The sequence below is a fragment of the Frankia sp. R43 genome, assembly GCF_001306465.1.
Taxonomy (GTDB): Bacteria; Actinomycetota; Actinomycetes; order Frankiales; family Frankiaceae; genus Parafrankia; species Parafrankia irregularis.
Genome location: NZ_LFCW01000010.1, coordinates 285,339 through 306,685, shown reverse-complemented (window position 1 = coordinate 306,685; position 21,347 = coordinate 285,339). Strand labels below are relative to the sequence as shown.

General features: G+C 72.4%; 15 protein-coding genes. 10 read left to right on the top strand and 5 right to left on the bottom strand.

The window, feature by feature from the left end; translation table 11 throughout:
* The first annotated feature begins 32 nt into the window (after positions 1-32).
* From ACG83_RS35270 to ACG83_RS35260, 3 genes are all read left to right on the top strand, one after another.
* Positions 33-707 carry a DapH/DapD/GlmU-related protein gene (locus tag ACG83_RS35270; protein WP_235498380.1) on the top strand — a complete coding sequence of 225 codons (675 nt, stop codon included), beginning with the start codon at positions 33-35 and terminating at the stop codon, positions 705-707.
* A gap of 3 nt (positions 708-710) precedes the next feature.
* Positions 711-2,831: a DUF2142 domain-containing protein gene (locus ACG83_RS35265; protein WP_054570569.1), complete on the top strand. Its 2,121-nt coding sequence runs from the start codon at positions 711-713 to the stop codon at positions 2,829-2,831.
* Between the two features lie 62 nt (positions 2,832-2,893).
* The gene (locus tag ACG83_RS35260; protein ID WP_054570568.1) at positions 2,894-5,557 is read left to right on the top strand and encodes a WD40 repeat domain-containing serine/threonine protein kinase; all 2,664 of its coding nucleotides are present in this window, start codon (positions 2,894-2,896) and stop codon (positions 5,555-5,557) included.
* 201 nt (positions 5,558-5,758) lie between these two features.
* Here ACG83_RS35260 and ACG83_RS35255 read toward each other — a convergent pair whose 3' ends face one another.
* A complete protein-coding gene (locus ACG83_RS35255) occupies positions 5,759-5,968 on the bottom strand; it encodes a hypothetical protein (protein WP_054570567.1) in 210 nt (69 codons plus the stop codon).
* Between the two features lie 283 nt (positions 5,969-6,251).
* Here ACG83_RS35255 and ACG83_RS35250 point away from each other — a divergent pair, with 283 nt between their 5' ends.
* Together ACG83_RS35250 and ACG83_RS35245 are read left to right on the top strand one after the other, a co-directional pair.
* Positions 6,252-6,506 (top strand): type II toxin-antitoxin system Phd/YefM family antitoxin, encoded by a 255-nt coding sequence (locus tag ACG83_RS35250; RefSeq protein ID WP_054570566.1) that lies wholly within the window; start codon positions 6,252-6,254, stop codon positions 6,504-6,506.
* The gene (locus ACG83_RS35245; RefSeq protein WP_054570565.1) at positions 6,503-6,877 is read left to right on the top strand and encodes a type II toxin-antitoxin system VapC family toxin; all 375 of its coding nucleotides are present in this window, start codon (positions 6,503-6,505) and stop codon (positions 6,875-6,877) included. The genes ACG83_RS35250 and ACG83_RS35245 overlap by 4 nt, the downstream gene beginning before the upstream one ends.
* Positions 6,878-6,893: 16 nt before the next feature.
* On the opposite strand, the gene ACG83_RS35240 is transcribed toward ACG83_RS35245, so the two are convergent.
* The 3 genes from ACG83_RS35240 to ACG83_RS35230 form a co-directional block, all read right to left on the bottom strand.
* Positions 6,894-7,259, bottom strand: coding sequence for an Mth938-like domain-containing protein (locus tag ACG83_RS35240; RefSeq protein WP_054570564.1), 366 nt, complete (start codon positions 7,257-7,259; stop codon positions 6,894-6,896).
* A gap of 170 nt (positions 7,260-7,429) precedes the next feature.
* The gene (locus tag ACG83_RS35235; RefSeq protein ID WP_255354809.1) at positions 7,430-9,607 is read right to left on the bottom strand and encodes a class I SAM-dependent methyltransferase; all 2,178 of its coding nucleotides are present in this window, start codon (positions 9,605-9,607) and stop codon (positions 7,430-7,432) included.
* Positions 9,604-12,195: a haloacid dehalogenase gene (locus tag ACG83_RS35230; RefSeq protein WP_054570562.1), complete on the bottom strand. Its 2,592-nt coding sequence runs from the start codon at positions 12,193-12,195 to the stop codon at positions 9,604-9,606. The genes ACG83_RS35235 and ACG83_RS35230 overlap by 4 nt, the downstream gene beginning before the upstream one ends.
* Positions 12,196-12,587: 392 nt before the next feature.
* Here ACG83_RS35230 and ACG83_RS35225 point away from each other — a divergent pair, with 392 nt between their 5' ends.
* The 5 genes from ACG83_RS35225 to ACG83_RS35205 are packed head-to-tail and all read left to right on the top strand — an operon-like array spanning position 12,588 to position 19,087.
* Complete coding sequence (locus ACG83_RS35225; protein ID WP_235498379.1) at positions 12,588-13,580, top strand: ABC transporter permease; 993 nt, start codon at positions 12,588-12,590, stop codon at positions 13,578-13,580.
* Positions 13,580-14,833 (top strand): ABC transporter ATP-binding protein, encoded by a 1,254-nt coding sequence (locus tag ACG83_RS35220; RefSeq protein WP_054570561.1) that lies wholly within the window; start codon positions 13,580-13,582, stop codon positions 14,831-14,833. The genes ACG83_RS35225 and ACG83_RS35220 overlap by 1 nt, the downstream gene beginning before the upstream one ends.
* Before the next feature lie 38 nt (positions 14,834-14,871).
* The gene (locus ACG83_RS35215; RefSeq protein ID WP_054570560.1) at positions 14,872-16,302 is read left to right on the top strand and encodes a glycosyltransferase family 2 protein; all 1,431 of its coding nucleotides are present in this window, start codon (positions 14,872-14,874) and stop codon (positions 16,300-16,302) included.
* Entirely contained in the window at positions 16,299-17,903 is a 1,605-nt protein-coding gene (locus ACG83_RS35210) for a glycosyltransferase (protein WP_054570559.1), read from the top strand. The genes ACG83_RS35215 and ACG83_RS35210 overlap by 4 nt, the downstream gene beginning before the upstream one ends.
* A 47-nt stretch (positions 17,904-17,950) precedes the next feature.
* The gene (locus tag ACG83_RS35205; RefSeq protein WP_054570558.1) at positions 17,951-19,087 is read left to right on the top strand and encodes a glycosyltransferase family 1 protein; all 1,137 of its coding nucleotides are present in this window, start codon (positions 17,951-17,953) and stop codon (positions 19,085-19,087) included.
* 258 nt (positions 19,088-19,345) lie between these two features.
* Here ACG83_RS35205 and ACG83_RS35200 read toward each other — a convergent pair whose 3' ends face one another.
* Entirely contained in the window at positions 19,346-21,331 is a 1,986-nt protein-coding gene (locus ACG83_RS35200) for a hypothetical protein (RefSeq protein ID WP_083473841.1), read from the bottom strand.
* Positions 21,332-21,347: the final 16 nt, after the last annotated feature.

Sequence of the window (21,347 nt, the reverse complement as noted above, 5' to 3'; positions counted from 1 at the left end):
GGCGGCCCGATGCTGCGCCTACTGTTACCAGCGTGGGGACGTTCAGAGGTGATCTACGCGAGTATGTGCGCCATGTGCGGGCTCTGCGTGCCGCGAGGGAGACCTCGGCACGCTCGTTCGTGGCCGGACTGCGCTATCCGCTCGCCCACAAGCAGCCGATCTGGATCGGTTCGCCGACGGTGATCGAAGGGCACGAGCGGATCGAGTTCGCCGACGGCGCGGCGATGCGGATCGGGCTCGCCCCGTTCGGACTGACGTCGCGGCACGACGTGTCGGTGGTCCGCGTCCACCCCGAGGGCCGGATCCGCTGCGAGGGCGTCGTCTCGCTGCAGCGCGGGATTCGCGTCGTGGTCGACTCGGGTGTTCTTGAACTCGGCCCCTTCGCGAATATCAACGGTTTCGCGAAGATCCTGGTGCGGGAACGGGTGTCGATCGGCGCGTACTGCAACGTGTCATGGGACACCCAGCTTCTCGACAACGATTTCCACCCGATGGTCGTCGACGGTGTCGAACAGCCGATGAGTGGGCCGATCGTGCTGGAGGACCGGGCCTGGATCGGTGCCGGCGCGATCGTCCTCAAAGGCGTGACGGTCGGCGAGAGCGCCGTCGTGGCCGCCGGCTCCGTGGTGACCAGGGACGTCCCCGCGAAGGCGGTCGTCGCGGGCTCACCGGCGAAGGTCGTCGGGCATATCGACTACTGGCGCTGAGCGATGTCCGAATACCCGGGTGGCATCCGGTTCCGGCCACTGGTCCTGCTGCGTTCGGTCCCGCTGCCGATCTGGCTGATCACCGCCCTGTTCGGGGCGCTGCTCGCCTGCTGGTCGGTGCTCGTCCCGCAGTACCACGCGCCCGACGAGCCGAACCACGTGGACGCCGTGCTGCGGCTGGTCCAGGGCGACGGCTGGCCGCATCCCGGGCACGCGTTCGTGCAGCCGGACGGCGTCGGAGCGATCGCGGCGTCCCCCTACGGCTCCGAAGCGGTGCCCTACGAGCTCGACCACGCGCCGATCGTCGCGGACGACGCCACCCCGCGCGCCGACCGCCCCGACTGGGACGAGCTGGGCCAGACGCTGCAGGCGGACGGTGATCCGCAGCCCCCCGGGGACATCCAGCAGCTCGTCCAGCACCCGCCGCTGTACTACTGGGTCGGCGCCGCGGTGCTGTGGGCGCTGCCCGGCGGCGGGGACGGCGACGGCCTGCGCTGGGACGTGACCATCGGTGCGCTGCGCCTGATGAGCGCGCTGATGGTGATGTGGCTGCCGGTCCTGGCCTGGGCGGGAGCGCACCGGCTCTCCGGTGGCAACCGCATCGCGGCGACCTGCGCGGCTCTCGTCCCGCTGGCGGTGCCCGAGCTCAGCCACATCGGGTCGAGCGTGAACAACGACAACCTGCTGGCGCTGACCGCCGGGCTGGCCACCCTGACGATCATCTACATCCTGCGCGGGGACACCTCGCTGCGCACCGCGGCCTGGGCCGGAGGGTTCATCGGGCTCGCCCTGCTGACGAAGTCGCTCGCCATCGTGCTCGTCCCGATGGCGGCGCTCGCCTATCTTGTCGCCTGGCTGCGAGCTCGGCGGGACGACCGTCACAACCGCACCAGTCGCACCAGTAGCACCAGTCGCGCCAGCTACCTCAGCTATCTCAGCCACCCCAGCCGCACCAGCCAGGCCGAGCGGGGCCGGGGCCGGGGCACGCTGGATCCGGACCGGGACGCGCCGTTCCTGCTCGCCGACACCGGGCTGCGTACCGTGCCGACCGGCGCCACCAGGGCTCCGTGGCGGCAGATCCTGCTCGGCGGTGGGCTCATGGTGGCCTTCGGCGGCTGGTGGTGGGTCGTCAACATCGTCCGCTACCGCACGTTCCAGCCGGAGACGCCGAACTTCCCGCTCGGCGACTATCTGGGCGATGACTGGGACGCCTACCTGGACGTCCTGTTCAACGGCGCGGTCACGCGCTGGTGGGGAGCGTTCGGCTGGTTCGAGGTGACCCTGCCGACGGTGTTCGTCCGGACGGCGAGCGTGATCGTGATCGCCCTGTTCGCGCTGGGCATCATCCGGGCCCGCGACGGCCGGACCCGGGTGGACCTGCTGTTCCTGCTCTGGCCCACGCTCGGCCTTTTCGGGCTGATGACATTTCAGTCCGCGACAGGCTTCAGCGAGCACGGCCACCTGAGCGGGATTTCGGGGCGGTACATGTACGGCGGGCTGACCGCTCTCGCGGTCGGCGTCGGCATGGGAGTCCCCGCGTTTGGCCGGCAGGCCGCCCGCGCCTTTCCCGTCCTGTTCTTCGGGGCCGCCGCGGCAGCCCAGTGGTGGTCCGTCAAGACCGTTCTGGCGCACTTCTGGGAGCCGGCCGGCGGCGATCTCGCCGATTCCTGGGACGCACTGACGGCCTGGTCACCCTGGTCTCCCTCGGCGGTGATCACCGTTGTGTGGGTCGGTGTCGCGCTGGCCGTTCTCGTTCTCGTCAGCTGTGTGTGGACGGCCGTGCGCGGTGACACGCCGCCGGGTGGCGCCGGGCCGGATCATCCAGCCGCACCGGGCCTCGGTGGCGGCCGGAACGCTGCCAGGACGATCCAGCCGGCCCCGGCGACGACAGCGGCCGGGCCGGCCGAAGGGTTCGAACCGCTCCCGGCGGGCCCGGAACCCACGGACACCATCCCCATCCGCCCGTCGGCGCGGAAATCCGCGCCAGCCGGTTCCGCCGGGGCCAAGCCCGATGAGCAAGGGCTTTCCGAGCCGCCCCCGGGCGAATCCGCGCCGGCCGAGTCGGGACCCTCCGCGGCAAAAGGGAGGCCGTCAAGCATGGCCAGCCCCGTGCCGTCACACTGAAAGCAGGCCGCGGACCACTCACGTAAGGTTCCGGTGTCCGTCATCTCGGTTCGGGGGGAGCCGTGCGCCGAAAGCGGGGCTGGGAAACCACACCGCCCGCGGATTCAACCGGCCCCTCGGTGGCCGCCGCCTCGCGGCTGGCGTCCCCGCTGGGCCCGGACGATCCGGCCCGGCTCGGCCGCTACGTGCTGGTGGGCCGGCTCGGCGAGGGCGGAATGGGCACGGTCTACCTCGGCCGTGACCCCAGCGGGCGGATGGTCGCCGTCAAGGTGGTCCGGGCCGACCTGGCCCGGCTGCCCGAGTTCCGGACCCGGTTCCAGCGCGAGGCCGACCTGGCCCGCCGGGTCGCGCGCTTCTGCACCGCCGAGGTCCTCGACGTCGTCGACCCACCCGACGGGCAGCCGTACCTGGTGACCGAATACGTCGACGGGCTGACGCTGGCCCAGGCCGTCGCCGTCGAAGGCCCGCTGCGCTCGGCCGACCTGGAACGGGTGGCGGTCAGCGTGGCCGCCGCGCTGACCGCGATCCACGGCGCCGGCATGGTCCACCGGGACCTCAAGCCGTCCAACGTGCTGCTGTCCACCCTCGGCCCGCGAGTGATCGACTTCGGCATCGCCCGCGCCCTGGACGCCCAGACCATGGTCAGCCAGGAGATCCAGCGCATCGGCACCCCGGCGTTCATGGCCCCCGAGCAGGCCAACGGCGAGCCGGTGACATCGGCGGCCGACATCTTCGCCTGGGGCGGTCTGGTCACCTACGCCGGCACCGGCTCGTACCCCTTCGGTGACGGGCCCACCCCGGTGCAGCTCTACCGGGTGGTCCACCGCGAACCGCTGCTGGACGGCCTCGATCCCGCGCTGCGGCCCATCGTCGAACAGGCGATGCGCAAGAACCCGGCCGAACGCCCGACCGCGCAGGAACTGTTCCTGCGGCTGGTCGGGATGGGCCCGGCGACCCACCCCGACCCCGACGTCTCGGCGGCGATCCAGACCACCAACGCGCCCATCGCCGACCCTGCTCCACCGGTGGCGCCGGTCGGCCAACCGGGCAACCTGCCGCTCCCGGACCTGACCAGTGGCATCGTGGCGGCCTCGGCGCCACGTGTGGTCACGGGCGTGCCCGCACAGCCCGCACCCGAGCACGACGTCGCCACCGGCCCCCGCCCGCCGGCGATCACCGGTGCTCCCGACGCCGGAGGCCACACCGGCACCGGCGGCACTGGGGGCTCTGGGGGCATTGCAGGTACCGGGGGCGCTGTGGGCAGCCGCACCGGCGGCGGAAGCCTCACCGGCACCGGCACCGGCGGCCGGCCATCTGCCGGACCCGCCGGCACCGGTGACGTCGTCGGCGCCGGGGCCGCTGGGGGCACCGGTGGCGGTGCCGCGGCCGGTGCTGAGGCCGGCGCCTCCCGGGTCACCCGTCTGCTCGCCGCCACCACCCGCCGCCGGATCGTGCTCTTCGCCGTGCCCCTGCTCGCGCTGCTCCTGATCGCCGCGCTCATCCCGCTGGCCTTCACCGGCGGCGGCCGCGACGAGAGGCAGACCCGGGACAACGTGGCCCGCCGGGTCGCTGCGATGGCCGAGTCGATCCGTGACTCCGACACCGGGCGCGCGGCACGCCTCAGCCTGGCCGCGTTCCGGATCAGCCCGGTACCCGAGGCCAGAGCCAGCCTGCGGACGTCCTTCTCCCCCGCCACGGCGACGGTGCTGACGGGGCACACGGAGTCGGTGCTCGGCCTCGGCGTCAGCCCGGACGGGCGCACCGTCGCCACCGGCGGCGCTGACAACCTGGTCCGGCTGTGGGATGTCACCGACCGTTCCCACCCCCGTGAGCTGGCCACTCTCACCGCCCACTCGGCCTGGGTGCTCGACGCCGCGTTCAGCCCGGACGGAAAGCTGCTCGCGACCGTCAGCTACGACCGCACCGTGCGGCTGTGGGACATCCACGACCTGGACCAACCCAGGCAGCTCGCCGTGCTGCTGGGCCATGACGGCTACGTCCTCGACGCCGCCTTCTCCCCGAACGGGCAGATCCTCGCCACCTCGGGCTACGACAACACCGCCCGGTTGTGGGACATCAGGAATCCGGAGTCCCCGCACCAGCTCGCCGTGCTGAACCGGCACACCAGCTGGGTCAACGAGGTCTCCTTCAGCCCGAACGGAAAACTGCTGGCCACCGCCAGCGCCGACCGCACCGCCCGGCTCTGGGACATCAGCGACCCGAGCTCACCTCGCCCGCTGGCCGCCATCACCGCCCACACGGACTACGTCTGGGCGGTGGCGTTCAGCCCGGACGGGAAGCAGCTGGCCACCGGCGCCTACGACGGCCTGGTGAAACTGTGGGACGTCACCGATCCCGCCCGGCCCAGGGCGACCGCGTCGATCGTGGCCGACGAGAAATGGGTCTTCGACCTCGCCTACAGCCCCGACGGCCACACCCTGGCCACCGCCGGCTGGGACACCACCGCCCACCTGTGGGATCTGAGCGCCCCGGGCAAGGTGACCGCCGCCGGGGTGATCTCCGGCCACGGCGACTGGGTGCAGGGCGTCGAGTTCATGCCGAACGGCGAGTCACTGGTCACCATCAGCGACGACTACACGACCCGTATCTCCCGCATCGACGACGCCGGCCTCGTCGCCCGCGCCTGCGCCGACCCGGCGAACCAGATCACCCAGGCCGACTGGCAACGCGACATCGCCGACGTCCCGTACCAGCCCGTCTGCTGAGAACCAACGTCATGGCGACGCTCCGCACCGACGAGGCGGCTACGTACACCTGCCGATGAGTGAGGCTGGCCGGGTCGAGGTCGACCGGGAACGGGGCTTCCAGCTCGGGCGCCCCCGCGCCCGGGCCGTTCGCCGGGCCAGCGTCACCGGCCCGGCGAGACAGGGCACGGACGGGCTGCCCGGGCCGACGCCAGGCGCCGCCTACCGAGGCGTGCCGGAGGCGCAGGGTGCGTGCGGATCCTCCTGGATGGCGAGGCCGAGGTCGACGTCCGCCAGCAGATCGCCCCAGGATGCGAAGTCACCGACGACGAGCCCGTGGCGGCTGACCCTGAGTACGCGTGCGTTACGGCCGTCATCAACGGTGATGATCGTCTCGTCGATCGCGTAGTCGTTCTCGCTGCTCCATCGCATGCTGGAAGGGTTCCTCAGTCGAGCCGTGTGATCGCGGGCACCCTGTCACCCCAACCCACGGACCTTCACCGCGCCGCCCGGGACGTCCAGCCCGTTGGGCCCGCCCCGCAACGCGCGAGCAGGGTCAGCCGACGTACGAAATCCGCTGGCCTCCATCGGTTCCGGGGCCGATCAGAGAGGACCTGCGCGCTGATCAGTCGAGCGGACCCACTGCTGTCATCCCGATCCAGGGCGTAGACTAACCACTTAGCTAAGTTGGAGCCGGGCATGGAAGGTGGCGCGGATGGCGGCCGAAGCCGTGCACTTCAACATGCACGAGGCAAAGACCCATCTGTCTCGCATCATCGACCGGGTCGAGCGCGGCGAAGAAGTGGTCATCGACCGCGCCGGCACACCGGTCGCCAGAATTGTTCCGTTCGTTCGGCGCGTCGATCGCCCTGCGATCGGCTCGCTCGCCGGGCGGCTCGACCTGTCGGGCGACTGGGACACGCCTGCGACCAACGACGAAATCGCCGCGGACTTCGGTATCTCGTCTTGAAACTGTTGCTGGACACCCATGTCGCCCTGTGGGCCATCACCGCCGACCCCACACTCGACGAGGCTTTTCTCGACCGCCTCCGGCATGATCCGGATGTGTTCCTCAGCCCCGTCACCCTCTGGGAGATCACGATCAAACAGGCCGCCGGCAAGCTCGGTGGCCCGTCGGATCTGGCGGAGCATGTCCGGGGCATGGGATTCGCCGAGCTACCGGTCAACCATGCGCACGCGATCGCGGCGGGCAGGCTTCCCGTCCACCACCGCGACCCGTTCGACCGCATGCTGGTGGCGCAGGCGACGGTGGAGGGTCTGACCCTCGCCACCCGCGACGCCAACATCCAGCACTACGACGTCGACCTGCTCGTCGTATGACGCACGCGAGCCCGCCTCAACAGGTCGAATGGAGAAGCGCACCGACGGCAACGGTCCCTGCCAGCCGGTTGTAGAGGGCCACGGCGGCCTTCGTCTCCTCGACGTGAACCTCGACGTTGTGATCGCGCAGCAACTCGAGCGTCTCCGGCATCGTCCGCAGGCGAAGCTCCATCCCGCGGCTGAGCACGACCGCGGTCACGCCCACGTGGAGGATCTCCTGTACATCGGCCGGCTGGATTCCCGGCTCATGGCGGGTACCGTTCTCGGACCAGTCCCACTCCCGGCCTCCGCCCGGATACAGGATGAAGTCCTTGCCCGGCCCGAGCCTTTCCACGTCGATGCGACCCCATGAGATGTGGACAACGTGGGGCGAGCGGGCCATCGGACTCCTCAGAACCGGATCGGCGTCACATGGCGCCTCAGGCCTTGCCTGGCAGCAGCGATCGACGCTTTCAGATCGGAAGATCCGAGGCTTTTCGTCGTTCCGGCAACCAGGCCCCTCCGATCTTGCCCGACAGCAGCGGCAGCCCGACGCCCAGCTGGCCCGCGCGGTCAGTGCCCGCGGTTGCGGGAGGAGTTCGGGGTGCCGCCGGTGGATCTGTTCTCCACCAGCCGGGCGAGGCCTGAGCCCAGGCGGACGACCGCGGCGCCGCCGGTGCGGGTGCCCGCGGCCAGCGCCTGGGCGCCCCGTGACGGGATAGCCGTCGAGCCAGCCGCCCCGTCACCGGAGTCGCCGGAGTCGCGGACACCCGCCTCACCGCCGAGACGGGCCCGCAGGGCCGCGCCGGCGATGCGGGCTGCGGTGAGAAGCCTTGGCTCGTCCGGTGTTCCAGGGCCCCAGGGCGGCCGCTGCTGCTCCCGGCGGGCCACGGCGAGCTCCTGCTCCAGCTCGCTGATGCGGCTCAGGCGCTGCAGGTCCCGAGCGGCGAGCTCGCTGCGCTCGGCGTCGATGCGGGACCATTCCCGCTGCCGGGCCCGGGCGGCGGCGGCGGCGTCGTCCTGCATCGCGAGGACTCGCAGGTACAGGTCGATGCGGTTGCGTTCCATCCGGGCCAGCAGGCTGTTCGCGACCCAGGGTGCGAGCAGGTCGGCGATGTGGCGGGCCCAGGGTGCGCGCCGGTCGAGGAGCACCCCGAGGCCGAAGATCGGCGCCACCGTGATGAACCGCAGGTCGGGGTGGTCCATCGCGAAGTCCTCGACGGCGGTGCGCACACCGTTGCGGGGGCCGCCTTCGGTCAGCGCCCAGGCGAAGGCGCCCGCCCCGCGGAAGCCGCGGCCGGGGATCGCGTCGGACTTGTCGATCTCCACGCCGACGTCCCAGGAGTTCGGCTGGCGCTGCTCCTCGGGGATCCGGTCCGGGGCGTAGTACTGGTCGCGGCGACCGGCGGGCCAGCCGACGTCGTGCAGGATCACCAACGGGAAGTAGGCCCGGTCGAAGTCGCGCACGGCGGCCGCGATCGCCGCGAGCTCACCGCGGACCGTGGCGTAGTTGTGGTCTCCGTCGACGAGGTAGGCGTCGGTCGGTGCGTGGCCGTCAAGCGCCTCGGGGCTGAAGCCGCGGATCACCTCGACGTCCAGCCCGCCGCCGGACGTCGGGGTGACCCCCGGCTCGGGGTCGATGACCACCAGGCGCCCGCCGCCACCCCGGCGCAGCAGGCCGACGAGCAGCGACGTCGTCGCGCCGCTCTCCGAGCCGATCTCGGCGACGCTGCGCGCGCCGGCCGCCTCCAGCAGCGGGATCCAGATCTCGCGCAGGTCGGTCAGCGAGTGCAGGAGCAGCGGCGCGAGGGTCTTCTCTGTGATCTCACCTGGCTCGGCGGCGTGGTCGCCGCCGTCGTAGGCGTCCACGGCCAGCTCCGCGAGACTGCCGTGCACCACGCTCGACGTCTCCGTCGAGCCGGACGTCCCGGGCGGGCTGGACGTCTCCGCCGGCTGCCGCGGGGCGTCGGGTGCGGGTTCCGCCCGGCCGGCGGGTGAGCGGTCGAAGGGTGCGCCGTCAAAGGGTGCGCGGCCAGGATCCGCCCGATCGAGGTCGGGACGATCGAAGCCCGGGCGGTCGAGGCCTGGAGGGCCGGGGTCCGGGCGGCCGAGGTCTGGGCGGCTGGGGTCTGGGCGGCTGGGGTCCGGATGCCTGCGGTCCGGGCGGTCGTGTGTGCGGTCCCGCGCGTCGCGGAACTCACGGGGGTCGCGGGGTGGTTCGAAGGTCGCCGAGGTGCCGGGGGTGACCGGGTAGCCGGGCAGCGGAAGCGGAGCCGTGACGGGCCCGCCTGGCGAGGAGGGCTGCGCCGGGGCGTTCTCGGCGGCGCGCCGGGCCGAGCGCGGCGTGAAGACCGACATCTCGGGGGGTGACGGGGCCGGCGGTGTGGCCGCGGGCGGCCGGGGGGCCGAGGAGGCCGAGGAGGCCGAGGAGCGCACGGGGAGCGGGCCGGACGGTGGCCCCGCAGGTGGGACCGACGCAGACGGCGGCCCGGCGGGTGGCCGTGGCCCGGTGGGAGGCGGCGGCCCCGCGGGAGGCGATGGCGGTGACACCGACGGGAGCAGGCTGGTCCACAGCGGGTCGGACTGGCTCGGCGGCGGGCGGAACCAGCTTCGCTCGGTGTCCCCGGGTCCCGGGGGCTCCGGGGCGCCCGCGGTGCCCGAGGCGCCGGCGGCGCTACCCGGAGACGGGGAGGGGCGCGGATCGGGGGACATGCCCTCCGTGTCGGCCGTGTCGTCTGCCTCTGACGTCACCGCAGCCCTCCCAGCTCGCGACGGATCTTCCGGGCGGCTCGGACGGGCAGGCCGGTGCGGGCCGCGTCCGCCGTGCGCACCTGCAGCGGGTCGGCCCGGATCCCGAGCCAGCCGAAGGCCATCTCGACGTCGATCGCGTACGTCCCGCCGAGCTGCGGCTGCGTGCCGTGATCGATCGTGTAGATGATCTGCGGATCGTCGCCGACGATCTCCAGCAGGTTGGCCTGCAGGGGCCGCAGGCCGATGAGCGCGAGCTGCTGGCCGGCGAGGTCGTCCAGGGAGGTGACGGTCACCTTGTACGGCTCGGGAGCGTTGTGCAGGTGGAAGGAGATCGTCAGCCAGTCGAGGCGGAGCAGGCCGCGCCGGCCGGCCGGGTCGATCCGCACCCGGCGGGCGCCGACACCCTCGACCCTCAGCCGCACGATCGACATCCCGTCGCGCCCGGAGCGGGTGACGACGGTCTCCTTGTGGCCGTTGACGAAGTCGCTGCCGGTGTCGACGTAGACCTCGACCGGGCCGGCGGCGGCCTCCGGGGAGACCTCCTCGGCCCGCACCCCGGCGGCGGCGGCCAGGCCACTGATCACGGCGAGCGACCGGTTCGCGACGCCGGCGACACCGGCGGGCCAGTACAGCTCCCGCATGGTGATCTTCTCGACGTCCGCCGGGGTCAGGTAGGGCATCCGCCGGACCAGCTCGGGCGGCAGCAGGCCCTCGGTCGAGTCCGAGCCGAAGTTGTCGTCGTGGGCCCACGCGCCGAACGCGGAGGCCTCGGCCGCGGTGGGGCGGGCGACGAACCGGGTCAGCATCCGCAGCGAGGCGTGCCGGGCCCCCGCCTCGGACAGCGACGGCATCGCCGTCTCCGAACGCCGGTAGCGCAGCCATTCACGCTGGAAGGCGAGGATGCCGTCCTGGACGGCGACCCGCTGGGCGACCTGGGTCCGGGAGGTGCGGTCGATGCTCAGCACCGGGCGGTGCTCGTCGTCGAAGGAGACCAGCGAGCCGATGTCTGGCATGCAGAGCTGTTCGAGCACCTCGGGGCTGCGCATGAGCTGGTTGGCCATCAGCTCCGGCTGCCCGCCGGAGGCGGCGTAGCCCTCGATCTGCAGGCCGGCGAGGCGGTGCGTGCCGGCGGCGGCGTTCGTCGCCAGGTAGAGGCCGCAGACGTCGAAGTCCCGCCCGGTGGAGGCGAGCAGGCGGGCGAGCAGCGCCTGGATGGTGCCGCCCCAGCCGAGGTCGGCGACGACGATCCGCCCGGATTCGGGCAGCTGGGTGTCGAGGTACTGGACGTACCGGTCGCGCAGCCGGGCCGCGGTCAGGACGATCTCGCTGCGGATGCGCTCGTCGGAGCACAGCGCCTCGAGGGTGTCGTCGAGCAGGCCGGGGACGTCCAGGCGCCGGTCGGCGAGCGAGGAGATGCCGGCGACGTCGTCGACGGCGACCCCGAGCTGGCGCAGCAGCTGGCCGACGCTCGGCGCGTGCCGGCGGACGAGGAAGCTGCGCAGTTCCTCGGGGCTGCCCTCGAACACGTTGGACAGCGCGCAGACCTGGCGTGACGCCCACAGGGTGGAGGTGGTCACACCGGCGTCCGCACCCGGCTCGGCGACCAGGCGGGAGAGGAACTCGCCCTCGCGCATCAGGCAGTAGATGTGGTCGGCGCCGTGGTCTCTGGTGCGTTCCACCGCCCAGTCGGCGAAACCGGTGAAGACCGGGCCGAACACGGTCGCGCCGGTCTCCCAGTAGCGGCGCAGGCCCGGCGGGACGGCGGCGGCGTCCGCACGGTGCAGCGAGCGGGCCCGCAGCGCGGTCATGCCGTAGTCGCCGTGCGCCGAGTCGATCGGGGTGTCGTCGCCCGGACCGGTGAGCAGGCCCTCCAGCTCCAGCGTCGACTTCAGCGAGCCCGAGTACTTCGGGTAGTGGATGGCGACCAGGCCGTGCTCGCGGGCGCTCTCGACGTCGGCGACCGGGTGGTCGCCGAGGTGCACGACCCGCGACGGCTGCAGGTTCGAGGCCGCCAGCATGTGCCGGAACAGCCCGTCGCTCTTGCTGATCCCGGCGTCGGAGGAGGTGAAGATCTGGGTGAACGGCACCCCGGCCAGCTCCGGGCGGCTGAGCAGGCGCTCCAGCTGGGCGGCGGAGAAGTAGGTGTCGGAGAGCAGGTACACCGGCAGCCCGAGCTTGGTCATCGCGAGCTCGGCCAGCTCGACGACCGCCAGGTCGGCCCGGCACAGGTCACGCTCGACGGCGAGCTCGACGTCCATCAGGTCGCCGAGGCTGCCCGCGCCGGGCAGCGCCGGCACCAGCACGCCCCAGATCTCGTCGAGGCGCACCTCGTAGGTGCCCCGCACCTCGTGCGAGTGCTCCCGGGCCTTGTGCTCCGCGTAGACGCGCAGGCGGGCGAACTCGCCGGGGGTGACGCCGGTCGGCAGCTGGCCGATCTCGGCGAGGCGGTGCCCCAGGGTGATGAAGGCGTGTGCCGGTTCGGGCACCATGCGCCACAGCAGGGTGTCGAACACATCAAGAGTCAGGGCCTGGGCACCGCCCGACTCCAGATGCGACCAGACCTCGCGAAGTCGGACGTCGGTGAACACTGCCCGCCCCTCCCGGACAGCCGGTCCCCCGACCGCCCAATCTGGGCCGGCCAGGCACCCCCGGGACCACCGCCGGACAACACCGGAGGTTTCCGGGTTGTCAGCGGGTGGTTCGGGTGGAGCGCTCGCCGGCCGGAGCCAGATAGACGGATCGATACTATGAACCCCCCTGGGGGTGCCAGTCACCGGACTCGGGGCATCGCCTCCGGGGTGGCACGCGGTACGGTCTACGGCCATCGTCTCCAACCTGGGCGACGACGTTCAAGCACGACGACGTTCAGCACGACGGCGTCCGAGCACACGACGACGTTCGAGCAACGGTCGAGGAGTCGACGCCAACCGGTGACGGTTGCGCTGGGCGGAGGAGGGGCCGAGCACGGTGCGGGTCCGAGATGTACGCCCGACAGGGGAAGAAGAAGGTCATGTCGCGGGTCGCTGACCTCTCCACGTTCCCCTCATCGCCATCGCCGTCAGCGGGCCAGGGGTCCGGGCAGGCACCGGCACCGGCACAGCGCCCTCGCGGCTCACGTTCCGGCGCGCGCCATGTCGATCACCGCAGCCGGGCACAGACCCGGGTGCGGTGGGAGCTGCTGCGCAACCTCGTCCGCAAGGACCTGAAGGTCAAGTACAAGGGGTCGACGCTCGGCTTCGCCTGGTCGCTGGCGAACCCGCTGCTGCTCCTTGTGGTCTACACGTTCGTCTTCCAGGTGGTGCTGAAGACGGGGATCCCGCGTTTCGGCATCTACCTGATGTCCGGGATGCTGGTGTGGAACGCGTTCTCCGGCAGCGTGTCGTCCGCCTGCGGCGCGGTGGTCGCCAACGCGAACCTGGTGAAGAAGGTGCGCTTCCCGCTGCTGGTGCTGCCGCTGTCCGCGGTCGGCTTCGCCGCGGTGCACTTCGCGCTCCAGCTGCTGGTGCTGTTCGTGGTCATCCTGGGGCTGCAGTACAGCCTGTTCGGGCCCGAGCTGCTGCTGATCATCCCCGCCGGGGCGGTCGCGCTGCTGTTCACCGTCGCGCTGTCACTGCTGCTGTCGGCGCTGAACGTGCGTTACCGCGACACCCAGCACCTGCTGGACGTCGCCCTGGTGGCCTGGTTCTGGATCAACCCGATGGTCTACGCGTACGGCCTGATCTCCGACCGGCTCGGCGACTGGACCTGGGTGTACCTGCTCAACCCGATGGCCGTGGTGGTGATGACGTTCCAGCGGGCGATCTACGACCCGCCGCCGGGCAACTCCACCGGCTCGTCGTCGATCATCGCCGACACCGGGTACACGTTCTACCTCGAACACCTGGGGATCGCCGCGCTCATCTCGCTCGCCGTGCTCTTTCTGGGGCTGCGGGTGTTCCGGCGCTTCCAGGCCGACTTCGCCGAGGACCTCTAGTGTCGTCACCGCCGCTCGCCCCGCCCGCACAGCCCGACCGCCCCGCGGCCTCGGCCTCGGCGGCGCAGTCGCCGGGCTCGCCGACAGTGATCCGCGCGGCCGGGGTCAGCAAGAAGTTCGTCGCCTACAGCAAGCGCGCGACCAGCCTGAAGGAGCGGTTCGTCCGCCGCGAGGGCGCGAGCGGGGAGGATTTCTGGGCGCTGCGCGACATCGACGTCCAGATCGGGCGCGGGCAGACGGTCGGCCTGGCGGGCGCGAACGGGTCGGGCAAGTCGACACTGCTCAAGGTCCTCGCCGGCATCCTGCGCCCGACCTCCGGCGAGGTGGCGGTCAACGGGCGGATCGCCTCGCTGCTGGAGCTGGGCGCCGGGTTCAACGGCGAGCTGTCCGGCCGCGACAACGTGTACCTCAACGCCTCCCTGCTCGGCCTGTCCAAGCGGGAGATCGACCGGCTCTTCGACTCGATCGTCGACTTCGCCGAGCTGCGACACAAGATCGACGACGAGGTGAAGCACTACTCGTCCGGCCAGTACGTGCGGCTCGGCTTCGCCGTCGCGGTGCACGTCGACCCGGACATCCTGCTCGTCGACGAGGTGCTCGCCGTCGGTGACGAGGCGTTCCAGCGCAAGTGCCTCGACAAGATCGCGCAGTTCCGGTCCGAGGGGCGGACGATTCTGTTCGTCACCCACTCCCTCGACCTGATCGAGAACATGTGCGACCGGGTGCTCGTCCTGGAGACGGGCAACCTCATCTACGACGGGCAGCCGGCGGTCGGGACGAAGCTGCTGCGCCAGCGGCTGGGCAGCCTGCCCGTCGAGGGCGGGGCGGTGCCGTACGACCTGTCACCGGCCAAGCCGACGGCGGTCACGTTCAGCCGCGATCCCGGCGGAGCCCCGCAGGTGCAGTACGACCCGGGTGAGCAGCTCACCGTCAGCGTCGAGCTGGACCTCACCGACTACGCGCCGCAGCACGTCTACCTGCACGTGGACATCATGGGTCAGGGCGAGGTCCCGATCTGGATGATGGAGACCCCGCCTGGCGGCATCAGCCCGGGGCCGGGCATCGTGGTGGTGGACTTCGTCGTTCCCCGGCTGCCGGAGCTGCTCGGGGCGTTCGCGGTCAGCGTCCGGGTGTCGGACGCCGCCACCGGCCAGCCGGTCACGGTACGGCGGTTCGAGGACCTGTTCGGCGTGAGCGGCCCGCAGGTCGCCGGGCTGCTCCGCGTCGACTACCAGGCAGGGCTGCGCCGGTGACGGCTGGCAGTGAGGGCTGGCAAGGAGCGGATGGTGCGATGAGCAGCGCTTCCAGGAGCAACGGCGACGGCAACGGCGACGGCAACGGCGCCGAGAGCAGCGCCGTCAGCAGCAGCGACGGCAGCGGCGCCGGGCCGCTCGCGACGGTCGTCATCGTCAACTGGAACGGGGCGCACCTGCTGCCGCCGTGCCTGGACGCGCTCGCCAAGCAGGACGCGCCGTTCGCGTTCGAGACCCAGGTGGTCGACAACGCCTCCGCCGACGACTCGCTGGAGCTGCTCGCCAGCCGCTACCCCTGGGTGAAGGTCGTACGGTCGGACCGCAACCTCGGTTTCGCCGGCGGGAACAACCTCGCGCTGCGGAACGTGACCACACCGCTCGCGGTGCTGCTGAACAACGACGCCATCCCCGAGCCGGACTGGCTGGCCCGGCTGCTGGCACCGTTCGACGAGCCCGGTGGCGGCCGGCTCGGCGCGGTCACCGGCAAGGTCGTCTTCCTGCCCCGGTTCCTGCGGCTCACCCTGGCCACGCCCACCTTCTCCCCCGGCCCCCACGACCCGCGCCAGCTGGGTGTGCGAGTCAGCTCGGTGACGGTGGACGGGCGCGAGGTGCTGCGCGAGGTGCTGTGGGAGAAGCTCACCTTCGGCGCCGAGGGCCCGCCGAAGGCCCCGTTCTTCTGGACCCGCGGCGACGGCGAGCTGTGCGTGCCGGTGCCCGAACATGGCCAGGTCACCATCGGGGTCACCTGGGCCGCGGACACCGCCAAGGACGTCACCCTGGGCTGGGACGGCTCGTCGTGCACGCTGCCGGTGACGGCCGAGCCGTCCACCGTCTCGTTCACGGTGGGCGCGGGCGCCCCGCGGGTGGACGTCATCAACAACGTCGGCGGCATCGTGCTGACCGAGGGGTACGGCGCCGACCGCGGCTACCAGCAGATCGACATCGGCCAGTTCGACAACCCGGAGGAGGTCTTCACCGCCTGCGGCAACGGCATGGCGATGCGGACCGAGCTGGGCCAGCAGCTCGGCTGGTTCGACGACGACTTCTTCCTCTACTACGAGGACACCGATCTGTCCTGGCGGATCCGCTCCCGCGGCTACCAGATCCGCTACGTGCCGGGCGCGGTACTTCGCCACGTCCACTCCGCGTCGAGCGTCGAGTGGTCCCCGCTGTTCGTCTTCCACACCGACCGCAACCGGCTGCTGATGCTGACCAAGGACGCGACCGCGCGCACCGCGATCTCGGCGGTCGCCCGCTACCCGCTGACGACCGCGTCGATCGCCGTGCGCACGCTGCGCCAGGCGTGGCGCTCGCGCAGCCGGCCGGCGGTGCGTCCCACCCTGCTGCGGGTGCGGGTGTTCTCGTCCTACCTGCGGCTGCTGCCCACGATGCTGCGCCACCGCCGGGAGATCGGCGCCGCCGCCACCGAGCGGCGGGTCAGCCTGCAGAGCTGGCTGGTCGAGCGATGACCGCGCCCGGTGCCGCGAGCCCGACCGGTGCCACCGGTCCACGTGCGCAGGGTCTGCGCGCGGCCGTCTACAACCGCTTCTGGCACTCGATGGGTGGCGGCGAGCGCCACAACGGCATGATCGCCCAGGTGCTGGCCGCGGACGGCCTCGACGTCGACATCATCGGGCATTCCGACGTCGACCTCGCCGCGATCGGCAGCCACCTGGGCCTTGATCTGTCGGGCTGCCGCTACCGGCGGCTGCCCGACCGCGGCGAGGACGCGATCGCCGTCCTGTCCGAGGAGTACCACCTGTTCGTCAACGGCTCGTACATGAGCCGGCTCGCCCCACGGTCGCCGCGGTCGGCGTACCTGTGCTTCTTCCCGACGCCGTTCGACCACGACATGGCCGCCTGGCGCAAGGCCGCAGTGCGTACCGCCGGCCCGCTGCTGCGCGGGGTGACCCCCGCCGTCAGTTTCGGGCAGGGCTGGTATCCGCCGGAGGGCGGCCGGCGTCGGCAGTGGACCTGGACGAACGGCTCCGGCATCCTCGCCGTCAACCCGGGCGGCGGGCGGACCCTGCGGGCCGACATCGGCCGCCCCGGCGCCCCCGAGGGGGTGCGGCTGCAGGTCCTCGACGCCGACGGGACGGTGCTCGCCAAGCTGACGGTCGGCCAGGAGTTCGCCCCGTTCGAGGTGGCGCTGCCGTCGTCGTCGAAGGGCACCGAGCTGACCCTGGTCAGCGACGCGTTCTCCCCCGGCGAGGCGGATGTGCGGGAGCTCGGTGTGGCGGTGAGCCGGCCCCGGGTCACCGACGCCGACGAAGGCCCGCTGGAGCGGATGGCGCTGCGCTTCCCGTGGCTGCTGCGCGACCCGGCCGACCTCGGCTACCTCGACGGCTACGACACCGTCATGGCCAACTCGCAGTACACCCGCGGCTGGATCAGCCAGCTGTGGAAGCGGGACTCCGACGTGCTGTTCCCGCCGATCCAGGTCGACCGGCTCCACCCGGCCCCGGAGCGGGAGAAGGCCGTGATCACCATCGGGCGGTTCTTCGCCCCGGGCCTCGGCCACGCCAAGCGGCAGCTGGAGATGGTCCAGTGGTTCGGCGAGCTGTACCGCTCCGGCGGGCTGCCCGACGGCTGGAAGATGTACGTCGTCGGCGGCTGTGAGGACTCGCAGAAGCCCTACGTCGAGCAGGTCCGGGCCGCCGGTGCGGGGCTGCCCGTCGAAGTGCTGCCGAACGCGCCGCGGGCCGAGGTCGAGCGGCTGCTGTCGACCAGCTCGGTCTTCTGGTCGGCGACCGGCTACGGCGAGGACGACCGGCGCCGCCCCTGGACCGCCGAGCACTTCGGGATGACCACCGTCGAGGCGATGGCCGGCGGCTGCGTGCCGGTCGTCATCGACCGCGCCGGGCAGCGCGAGATCGTCCGGCATGGGCGGGACGGCTACCGCTGGAGCGATCCGGAGCAGGTCGCCTCGTTCACCCGCCGGCTGGCCGCCGAGGACGGGCTGCGCTCCCGGCTGGCGGCGGCCGCGGTCGACCGGGCCCAGCAGTTCTCCGACGCCGCGTTCGCCGACCGGTGGCACGACATCGTCGAGCGCCGCCGGCTGTACGCCTGATGCGGGCACTCTCCTGATGCGGGTGGTCTCCTGATGCGGGCCGTGTGATGCGGGTCGTTCTCGACGGCACCCCGCTGCTCGGGCCGCGCACGGGGGTCGGCCGCTACACGGCGGCACTGCTCGCCGGGCTGGGCGAGCTGGCCCGCGTCGACCAGCTCGATCTCGACGTGGCGGCGACCGCGTTCACCTGGCGGGGCTCGGCGGGGCTCGCGGCCGCGCTGCCGCCCGGCGTCCGCCCCGCGGCGCGCCGCGTCCCCGCCCGGCTGCTGCAGGACGCCTGGATGCGCTCCGAGCACCCGCCGACCGAATGGCTCACCGGCGCCGCGGACATCATCCACGGGACGAACTTCGTGCTCGGCCCGCTGGCCGCCGCCGACGGCGTGCTGACCGTGCACGACCTGTCCTACCTGCGCACGCCCGACACGGTGTCGGAGGCGTCCGCCCGTTACACGACGCTCGTTCCGCGCGGGCTGCGCCGTGCCGCCGCGGTGCTGACCCCCAGCCAGGCCGTCGCGGACGAGGTGATCGCCGCCTACCGGCTCGACCCGGAGCTGGTCACCCCCACGCCGCTCGGCGTCGACCCGGCCTGGTTCACCGCCGCCGCCCCGGCCCGCAGCTGGCTCGCCGCCCACGGGCTGCCCGACCGGTACCTGCTGTTCGTCGGTTCCGCGGAACCGCGCAAGAACCTCCCGGCGCTGCTGGAGGCGCTGCGGAGGCTGCGCGCCACCGAGCGCGACACCCCGCCGCTGGCGCTGGTCGGGCCGCCCGGCTGGGGTCCCGCCCTGGACACCGCCGGGCTGCCACCGGAGGCGGTCGTCACCCTCGGCTACCTGGACGACGCCGAGCTGCGGTCCGTGGTGGCCGGTGCGGCGGTGCTGTGCTTCCCTTCCCGCTACGAAGGTTTCGGGCTACCGCCGCTGGAGGCGCTGGCCGCCGGGACCAGGGTCGTCGCCGCCGACATCCCGGCGGTGCGCGAGGTCGTCGGCGGAGCCGCCGGCGTCCGCCTGGTGGCTGGCGGGCGGGCCGACGCGTTCGCCGACGATCTCGCCGGCGCCCTGTCCGCCGCCCTCAGCGCACCCGCGAACGGCACCGAAACCGCTCGAGGCCGTGACCACGCCCGCGCCTTCACCTGGCGGCGCACCGCGGAACTGACCGCCGCCGTCTACCAGCGAGTCGCTCGCTGAACCCTCGATTCAGGCGCAGCCTGGGCCTGCCCATCGAGGATCCCGCACCGCCGCGCAGCACCAGCAATTCACCTAAGCGCGACAAAAGGGGCACGGAGTCGCCTGGCTAGCCGCAAGAAAGAAGAATTTTGGTCGTTGGAGCGACCAAAATCATTCACTCTTGCGACTCGCGAAACCGTGCCACCACGCTCCCGGGCGCTCGGAGGTCCGCACGCTCCCTGGAATCCAGATTCGGGCTCTCCGCCCGGCAGGGGCCTTCTAGGCGCTGCCGGGCGGGCCGACGACCTCGCCGACACTTTCGCCGACGATCTGGCCAATGCTTTCGCCAATGCTTTCGCCGACGCTTTCGCCAACGCCATCGTCAACGCTTTCGCCGACGACCTCGCCGGCGCCCTGTCCGTCGCCCGCACCGCACCCGCCGCGAACGACTCCGAAACCGCTCGCGGCCGGGATCATGCCCCCGTCCACCGGAGTGGCGCCGGCTGAGCCACGGGCCGGGCGCATCCGCCAGCGGGGAACCACGGCGGGAGCGAGCATCAACATCGACAGGGCCAGCAGGACGATTCCGAGCCCGGCCAGGGCGAGCAGGACGCCGACCACCAGCGACGCGCCGCTCGGGCTGAACGCGGTCGCGGCGATGGCGCCGCGCAGCCGGCCGAGCAGGTCCCGGTCGGCCAGGCTCGGGTCATGCCGTGCCAGCTCACGGCTGAGCATGACGATCGTGGTGCACCACAGCGCCCCGACCACCAGCACCGTCGGCACGCCTCGGCGGGCCAGCGGAAGGGCGGAACATCCCGCCGCCACCGCCAGGGCCAGCATGGGCAGCGCGGGCAGCAGGTAGCGCGCGAACGACGCGCCGCCCGCGGCCACGAAACCCACCAGTGTCGCGACCGCGATCAGGGCCTGCGTGCCAGCGACCAGCCAACACATCAGGCTGATCACCGGGGTCCCCCGGGCTGGACCGACACCGCAGGCAGCACCGCCGGCAGCAACACCCGCAGTAACGCCAGCGGCATCGCCAGCGGAATCCCCAGCAGCGCGGTGGCCGGCCCGGCGGGCGACAGCATGGGCGAGGCCGGCGCGCAACGCGGCCGCCAGCAGGCCCACCAGGGTGAGTAGCCCGACGCCGACCGCGACCCGGTACGGCCAGCCGAGGAGCAGCTTCGGGCGCCCGAACAGGCCGCGGTAGACCAGCCACCAGAAATCCTCGGACGTGACCACCTGCCAGGCCGACCGTTCCTCGATCCCGGTGGGGAACATCGACGCGATCCGTCCGGTGGCGGTCAGGTCTCCGTACAGCCGCTCGTTGCGCAGGTAGAACCAGCCGGCAGCCGCCGCCGTCAGCAGACCTGTGGTCACGGCGGCGGCCAGCCCCACCAGGGCGCTGCGCCACAGCGCCGGACGTCGGCCCGGCTCCGGACGCCCACCCAGCGCCGGACGTCGGCCGCCGCCCAGGCCCACGCCACGCGCGAACGCAAGCCCGACCGCCACCCCGACCGTGGGCACCAGCAGCGACGCGGCGATCGCGCCGCTGGCCCGGCTGAGGGCCGCTGCGGGAACCAGAACGGCCACCGCCAGCAGCGTCCGCGCTGACGGCCCCCGGCGCAGGAGGACCAGCGTCGCCGCGGTGGCCGCGGTGATCAGGGCCACCGCGAGCGCGTCGTTGTAGACCTGGGTGGTGACGGCGATGAACCCGCCCATCGCACCGGTGATGGCCGCCGCGGCCACCGAGAGATCCGGCCGACCGGGCACCAGCACCCGCACCAGCCAGGCCGTGGCGACCAGCGCCGCGAAGCCCACCGTCAGGTTGAGCATCCGCGCCGCGTAGAAACCGGCCAGCGGATGGCCGGCCGACCGGCCGATCCGCAGCGGCACCGATTCGAGCAGGTAGAACAGCGGCGGATGGTTCGCCGTGTAGATGACGTCGAAGGTCATGAAGGCACGGTCCCGGGCCGCGCAGGCCGGCAGCGACGCCTCCGCCGCCCGGTCAGAAGCCGCACGGCGCACCTGCGCCGGGTCGACCCGGCAGTCGGCCGGCAGGCCGGGCATGCCCGGGATGGTCGCCCGCACCGGCGTGTCCAGCTCGGGCAGGCGCCCCTCGCCGACCTCCACCGCGTACGCGGTGTGCTGTGCCTCGTCCGCGCTGGCGAAGGGTTCCGTCGCGAGCACGCCGAGCAGGCCGACCGAGCTCAGCGTCAGTCCCGCCGCGACCACGCCGAGCAGCAACCAACGTCTGGTGGCCACCGGATCGGTACCGCGG

Coding starts and splice junctions, on each gene's coding strand:
- ACG83_RS35265 (WP_054570569.1), top strand. CDS start 711: ATGTCCGAATACCCGGGTGGCATCCGGTTCCGGCCACTGGTCCTGCTG.
- ACG83_RS35255 (WP_054570567.1), bottom strand. CDS start 5,968: ATGCGATGGAGCAGCGAGAACGACTACGCGATCGACGAGACGATCATC.
- ACG83_RS35250 (WP_054570566.1), top strand. CDS start 6,252: ATGGCGGCCGAAGCCGTGCACTTCAACATGCACGAGGCAAAGACCCAT.
- ACG83_RS35240 (WP_054570564.1), bottom strand. CDS start 7,259: ATGGCCCGCTCGCCCCACGTTGTCCACATCTCATGGGGTCGCATCGAC.
- ACG83_RS35225 (WP_235498379.1), top strand. CDS start 12,588: ATGTACGCCCGACAGGGGAAGAAGAAGGTCATGTCGCGGGTCGCTGAC.
- ACG83_RS35215 (WP_054570560.1), top strand. CDS start 14,872: ATGAGCAGCGCTTCCAGGAGCAACGGCGACGGCAACGGCGACGGCAAC.
- ACG83_RS35210 (WP_054570559.1), top strand. CDS start 16,299: ATGACCGCGCCCGGTGCCGCGAGCCCGACCGGTGCCACCGGTCCACGT.
- ACG83_RS35205 (WP_054570558.1), top strand. CDS start 17,951: ATGCGGGTCGTTCTCGACGGCACCCCGCTGCTCGGGCCGCGCACGGGG.